Origin of the sequence: Photobacterium minamisatsumaniensis (assembly GCF_050336695.1) — a bacterium.
Classification (GTDB): domain Bacteria; phylum Pseudomonadota; class Gammaproteobacteria; order Enterobacterales; family Vibrionaceae; genus Photobacterium; species Photobacterium minamisatsumaniensis.
The window spans coordinates 1-7,022 of sequence record NZ_JAKJSI010000081.1 but is presented as its reverse complement, the minus strand read 5'-3'; the positions used below and the strand labels follow the sequence as shown (position 1 = coordinate 7,022).

Annotated in this window: 3 protein-coding genes and 2 pseudogenes; 2 read left to right on the top strand and 3 right to left on the bottom strand. The window is 38.7% G+C overall.

The window, feature by feature from the left end; translation table 11 throughout:
* The first annotated feature begins 175 nt into the window (after nt 1-175).
* A complete protein-coding gene (locus L4D78_RS27800) occupies nt 176-2,533 on the top strand; it encodes a glycoside hydrolase family 18 protein (protein WP_428469922.1) in 2,358 nt (785 codons plus the stop codon).
* A 112-nt stretch (nt 2,534-2,645) separates the two neighbouring features.
* Here the strand turns inward: L4D78_RS27800 and tnpC are convergent.
* Both tnpC and L4D78_RS27790 read right to left on the bottom strand, forming a co-directional pair.
* A pseudogene (gene tnpC / locus L4D78_RS27795) lies at nt 2,646-3,292 on the bottom strand (IS66 family transposase); the annotation flags it as partial.
* 61 nt (nt 3,293-3,353) lie between these two features.
* A complete protein-coding gene (locus tag L4D78_RS27790) occupies nt 3,354-4,253 on the bottom strand; it encodes a hypothetical protein (RefSeq protein ID WP_428469921.1) in 900 nt (299 codons plus the stop codon).
* Between the two features lie 561 nt (nt 4,254-4,814).
* Between L4D78_RS27790 and L4D78_RS27785 the strand changes: the two are divergent.
* A pseudogene (locus L4D78_RS27785) lies at nt 4,815-4,919 on the top strand (IS6 family transposase); the annotation flags it as partial.
* Nucleotides 4,920-5,683: 764 nt separating this feature from the next.
* Here the strand turns inward: L4D78_RS27785 and L4D78_RS27780 are convergent.
* Nucleotides 5,684-6,778, bottom strand: coding sequence for a beta-prism lectin domain-containing protein (locus tag L4D78_RS27780; RefSeq protein ID WP_428469920.1), 1,095 nt, complete (start codon nt 6,776-6,778; stop codon nt 5,684-5,686).
* Nucleotides 6,779-7,022: the final 244 nt, after the last annotated feature.

Sequence of the window (7,022 nt, the reverse complement as noted above, 5' to 3'; positions counted from 1 at the left end):
CATTTATACACAGCACAAATACTCAGGAAAATTATCACTTTTAGAACTTTTTCTTAAATAGTTACGATAAAAACAAATATAACGTGAACTTAAGGTCTTTTTAAGTGAGCATTGCCTAGACAAAGAGACAATCGCGTTGAAAAAAATGTACACCACAAATAAGGATCATGCTGTAATGAATCAAATACAAATTGGAAAGTTAAGTTTCACTACCATAGCTGTTTTAATGGCTGTAAACGCGCATGCTGCTAGTGTTCCGATAACATTAGATTATCGTACCCTAGCAGAACAAGAACGTAGCAATGTTGAAATTGCCTTTGATATGAATTGGGCCGAGGTACCATGGGTAGCATGTTATTATGTTGATGAGCTAATAGTCGGCTGCCAGGGACGTGATGCGTTTACTTTGATTAACCACGACCCAAGTTCAGATAAAGCAACCATTTCAGGTGAAATGGTGGTTCCACCTGAAATGGTTGCCGAACAAGAGTTGATTACAGCGAAAGTGACTGTACTATCAGGCGAGTTTCCAACGGGCGAAAGTGCCACTCGTAGCGTGACTTTAACAGGAGGTATAACACCACCACCACCTTTCGATTATGAGACTACTGTTGAAGGCATAACTCAACAACAAGTGGTTTACAACGATGAAGGGGATATCAAGAACGGCACCATGGCTGCTGAAGCAGTCGTTGAGCGTAAATCAAGCAAGATGGTGACTGGCTATGTGTCAGACTGGGCCCAATACGACCGACAATTCAGCCTAGAATCTATCGATCCGACGGCCTACGGTAAGCTGGTTTACTCTTTCTTGGGAATTTGTGGTGACCAAGGTTCAAAAGCAGAAACTGTCGAGCAAGCTTGTGAAGAACTTGAACTAGACGAACATGAAATTGCCGTACTGGATATGTGGGGAGGCTTGCAAAGCGGCATCAGCCAACGTCAAGATGATATGGGTTGGAACGACCTCTACGACGGCGTTAGTAAGGATAATTACAATGGCCTAAACCCAGGCAATGTCCGTGGCCTACTGGGCCAGATGTTAGAGCTTAAAAAGCACAATCCGGATCTCAAACTAGCACTAAGTATCGGTGGTTGGACTCTATCTGAACCATTCCACCGCCTGGCCGCAACCCCAGAAAGCCGTGAAGTGTTTGTCAACTCGATCGTGAAATTCATCAAGAAATGGGACTTTGACGGTGTTGATATCGATTGGGAGTATCCTGGTCATGGCGGTGAATCAGGAGCCCATAGCCCAGATGATGCTGAAAACTACATCACGTTGATTCAAGAAATGCGTACTGCACTGGACAATGCTGACTTACATGACATCAAAATTTCATCTGCTGTTGGCGCGACTCAGCAATACATGGAATTAATCGGTGCTGATAACTATAATACTCTAGCAGGTGAGAACGGGATCCTCGATTACATCTATTTGATGAACTACGATTACTGGGGGGCATTCACTCAGGGTGAGCTTGGCCACCAAACCAACCTTTATGGTGCAACTCCAAGTCCAGATGGCTTGTATAACAGTGCTGAGAACGCTATAAAAATCTTAAAAAGCTACGGCGTTGAATCCGATCGCATCATGTTAGGAGTGGCAAATTATCATCGGGGTAAACAAGCTGCTAGTATCTATATTCCAGGTAATCCTTATTCAGCCAAAGGTGTTACGGATACTCCAGTTTTTGGAAGCCATGAGGCGACCGTGGTAGAAAGTTACGATCTATATTCCAACATTGCAGGTTATAACCTGAAAGGCAAGAACGGCTTTACACTATTTACTGATCATGGAAATAATGCTGACTACTATTATAACGAAACGTCGGGTGTGTACTACAGTGGTGATACACTGCGTACTGCACACCAAAAAGCGAAATATGCAGAAGAGAATAACCTCGCGGGCGTCTTTACCTGGACAGTAGAACAAGACTACAACGGTTATACCGTAAACGCTATGAATGAAGGATTGGGTAATACTATCTCGGAAAAATATACAACCCAAGATCAGCGAAATAAATGGCACTTTACATGTGGTGACAATCTATCTGAAATTAATTGCACTGGATTAGACTGGGCAGGTAACTCTAGCGAGATATATGGTGAAGAGACTAAGGTAAAGGAAAAATTTTATAATGCTGCAGACCTTCTGATTTCCTATCATGGTACTTATGTGTCAGGCTTTGATTCTCCAAGATATGGTAGCCTTGGTACAATAGGTAAATATACTTATGGTTCAGATTTAAATGATATTGATAAGGTCCAGATTTTCACTGGAAATCACTACCTTTCAGGAGAGAAGGTAATAGCAGCGCTGATAGTACACTACCGAGATGGCACTTGGAAAAGGCATGGTTCTGAACTTGGAGGGTATCGTGAGCACTTTGTATATGAAGTACCAAAGTGTCAGGTAATAAGAAGAGTAACCGCTTGGGAAAAAGACATTAGCACAAACAAGTGGGGGGGGAATATAAAACCTTTCCTTAGTGGTCTTCAGTTTAATTCAAAACAAAGTAGTTTGTGCTAATAGTAATACTATAATGCATACACATCCTTTAACATAAACAAAATCAATATCTAAAGTGTCGGCCGTCAGGCGGCACTTTATATTTTTACATTCGATTTTTAATTAGTATCGTATGCGCCCTGCAACCCAGACGCTCAACATAAGCTAGACCGTCATAAGCTTTATAACCATCCGTTTGCAAATAGCCGTTATATGTCCTAATGAAAGCCGTTGGGCAAGCCGTGGCCGACTGTTTTGGTAGTCGAACAGCACGATGTTTTTCACACCTCCAAGGGATGCCTTGGGTGAGTAAGCCCCCGAGCAGTAAACCCACATATAACATTGCTTATTTTCCTTTAGAACATTGAGTGGCGTTTCATCTGCCTGCACGACTTTTTGACTAAGTAATGCTTCTTTTAACCGTTGGTACAGAGGTGTAAAGCACTCACTGACCTGCATAACCCAACGCGCCATTGTGGTTCTTGGTAGATCGATTCCCACCTGTGAAAACAGCGTTTCCTGACGATAAAGAGGTAAGGAATATTGGTATTTACCGAGGATAATATTGGCAAGCAAGCTTTCTGTGGCATAGCTTTTCGGGATAAGAGCTGTCGGTGCTGGTTGTTGTTTGATATCAACGCTTTGTGCATTTTTCTCGCATTGCCGACAGCTATATTTGGGGCGAACGTATTCCAGTACTTTCAATACAGCGGGGATGAACTCAAGCTTTTCACTGACATCCCCACCGATTTTGTATAACTCACCTTGGCAAAACGTACACTTTAGTTCCGTTGGAATCCCCCCCTTGACCAATTCCCTTCTGATGTGAATTGGGGATATTTTATGGGCGTGGCCAAGAAAAATGTACTCCTGCGAGCTTACCGCAGCTTTCATGTATATTTGTAACAGTTGTATAACAACTGGTAGAAACTAAAGGAAGCTTGGGGATATTAGCATGTTCTGAATACCTGAAGTCATCGGGCTCGTCTGCTAAAAATTCTACTACATGTCTATCGTTATATCCAAGTGGATAAATATAAGGAGATGGCTTAGATTGTTCATCCTCAAATATAAAATTATATCTAGTATTCTTTACCCATTTATCATCCCAGAAACTTGGATTCAATAAAATGGAACCATCTTCAACACCATGTTCTATCAACATTTCTCCGGTTATGGTTGCATATTGTTTAATTTGCGTGTGATCTAACCCATAATAATAGTTCACATATAATTCCGCTCCTCTACCTACTCCGCTAAGACTAAAATCAAAATATCTAAGTAAAGCTTCTAAATAATTTTTTTGCTCTCCACTAGAGTTAGTGATTGCATCTTCTAGGGTTCCAGTCACATCATAAAAATCAAATGGTTTTATTTTATAGATAGTATGGGTAAAATCTGGATCGTAAACAAAGTCCTCCCCTTCCTCCCCTACAGCTAACCGAGCTTCAAAAGAAGCTTGACGTATAACATAACCTAAGTTAGATGAAGTAGAAATAAGCGTTGATGAACTATCCTCTATAGTTACCCCTTCTAGAAAGGGGAGTAAGAGCTGATTACCACTATGACAACCACTCAGCTCAGGATATTCCTTCCAACAAGGAGCATGTATTGCCCTGTGTTCATTAACCGTTTCCATATTTTGACGATGAGCCATATATACAAAATCAACAACAGTAATGTCAGCTAAAGTATTGCATGATATTAAATATAAAGTAGAAGCGATAAAAGCATTTTTCATTTAGAGTACTCCATTTGAATATGATTGTTAGGGTTTTAATAAAAAGATGATTTACAAATCGACTACTAACCTGATTTTTATCTTCATTGAATTTTTTCTATTGACTTCCAATTATTAGTGTAGCGACCACTTTAGTGATATCCAAAGTATTGGGGGAGCGATTCATCTATCTATCCAGTCAGAAAAAATGACGTCGCGATAAGTAATCAACCTGTCCATTGATGTATCTAGTCCTAATTAAGGTCAAATTTAAAATCATCCATAGAACTAGACTTTCTTAATGCCTCATTACTTCCTATAAGGGTATTGTCCACGTATTGCACACCTGCGTTACTGATAACTAAGATAAAGCTACCATGAACACCAGAAATGAGACATGATGCATATTTATTTTATCGGTTCAAGTTCACAGAATATATTAATTTGAGGTTTACCTAATTCGGTATGATTGTTGTGATGAGATCCCATTAGTAAGTAGTTTGTCGTGTGGATTACAGGCTCCGTGGCAAAGTTTGATGGTTCAGGCATGCTAGGAATAAATGCCTAAATGGAATTAGTCACATGTCAGACTTTAAAGGTCACCACTTCACCGATGATATCATTCTTTGGGCTGTGCGCTGGTACTGCAAATACGGTATCAGCTACCGAGAGTTAGCCGAAATGTTGTTAGACTCTAAAACTGTGGCCAATATTAGTTGACCACAGAGAAACCTCATATTGGTGTCACAGATAAAGCAGTACATTAGTTCCAATACAATTAAATCCGATGGTGAGAGGCTTAAAGGGACTGATATTATTGAATATATCTAGGATGAATTTGATGTTATCTACAGTCTATCGACCATCTATAACATACTGAAAAACATGGGTTAGTCTGATTCACAACGCGATATAAACACTCGAAGCAGTCAGATGAAGATCAAGAAGGTTTAAAAAAATTAAAAATAGAAACGACCCTTAAGATATCTGGACGTATTCATTTAATAACGTTTTAGTGTGGTTTCACGATGAAGAGCGCTTTGGGAAACGAAATACGACGACCAGAATTGAATACAGCAGAGCAAGTGTAGAGCTGGCTGACGCAGCATGAACTTGCCAACCGATGCTTTGCAAATTACGAAGATATAGTGGACTCTGTTGGCAAGGCATGGAATATATTTCGAGCTGATACAGAGCGAGTCAAAAGTCTTTGTTTAAGACGTTGGGCTATATTGAACAATTAATTAGTGTGATTGGTATTATATAGGGATGACCTGAACACAAGTACAAACTATTAAAAACAACCTGAGGCCAGATAAATATATTACAACACACCAATAAGTATTATTGGTGATCATATTGTTATAATCAAAGGAAGAGTTTTTCTAATTAAAAGAGGGGCACGGTTGTGAGCTACACTTTGTCCCCTCTTTTAGATCATAGCAGAAAATTTAACATCCATCTCTTTTAGTGATTAGCTGAATTCCACCAATAAAAGGCTTTATTCCTGTTCCAAATGAGTTAGTACTAACATCTTTTGACCAAGCTTTAACGGAACTTATTGTATGGCACTCCGGTACTTCATATTCAAAGTGTTCACGATACCCTCCAAGTTCAGAGCCAATTCTTTTCCAAGTACCATTTCGGTAGTGTACTATTAGAGCTTCAATTAGCCTATCTCCTGAAAGATAGTGATTTCCAGTGTAGACCTGAATCTTATCAACTTCTTTAAAGTCGGAAACCCAATTATCCTCACCTAATGTTCCAATATAGTCGCTTTCAGAAATGCCTATAGCAGACACCCCTCCCTGATCTGCGATAAAAATATCACTTTGAGTCAAAAAGTCTTTACTCTCCTCTGTTTCTTCACCAAATATAGGACTATTCTCTGTAAAAGGCACTGCGTACACAGGAGAACAAGTTTCAATATAAGTCGGTTCTGAATAATCGAAACCACCAATTGCGCATGCTTTAAAACTAGTCCAGTCATCAGTTAATGCACTGCCCATTAAATACGAATTTACTGTGTCGTAAGTTGTTGTATTATCCCGAATATTTCCAAATTGATCTTCGTGTTGGATATATACGAATTCAGAAATGCCAACATTAACTTCAAATTTTACCAGAGTAACTGGCTCAGTTCCTATCGCTAATTTTTCAGGCGCAAGAACAGTAAGCTCCAATGTTGCTTCATTAACTGCCATATCCTGATTCTGTACCTGCAATTCAGGTGCTTTAAAAGGGGCTCTAACCAGAGAAGAACAGCTTTTTTCATTTAAAATTGAAGTTATACAAAATTTAAATTGGGTACCACTGATAAGTTGATGTTCAAAAACAYAAGGCTTATTGGAAATAATAGCATTAGGGTTATCAGCATATTCCCAGCTTAATTTTTGCAATTGATTATCTTGATCAAAGTTTGTTGCTACCTCTCCGTTATCATAGCCAAAAAAAACTCGACCATTCTTATTTTGAATTATTTCAACAGCATGTGATTGCGAAACAAAAAGTAATAACATTAAATTACATCTAAAAGGGATTTTCATTTTAATTGCCATCAGATTATGGTTAAAACTGCTATTTATATAACAAAACGATAGTAATGAATTAATATAGCAATACATTTTTTTCAAATTATATATTTCATTCATATCATAGCATCAACGCTAATTTATTTATAAGATATAGTTCTAAAAATTTAAAAACGAGATGAAATAACAATAAAACTTAAAGCATGATAAGGTTTAATTCTACTTAAATGCAACAATACTAGATATAGAACCCAAGAAT

What these genes read in the sequence shown, in the direction of transcription:
- L4D78_RS27790 (WP_428469921.1), bottom strand. Translation starts at nt 4,253, where the DNA reads ATGAAAAATGCTTTTATCGCTTCTACTTTATATTTAATATCATGCAAT.
- L4D78_RS27800 (WP_428469922.1), top strand. Translation starts at nt 176, where the DNA reads ATGAATCAAATACAAATTGGAAAGTTAAGTTTCACTACCATAGCTGTT.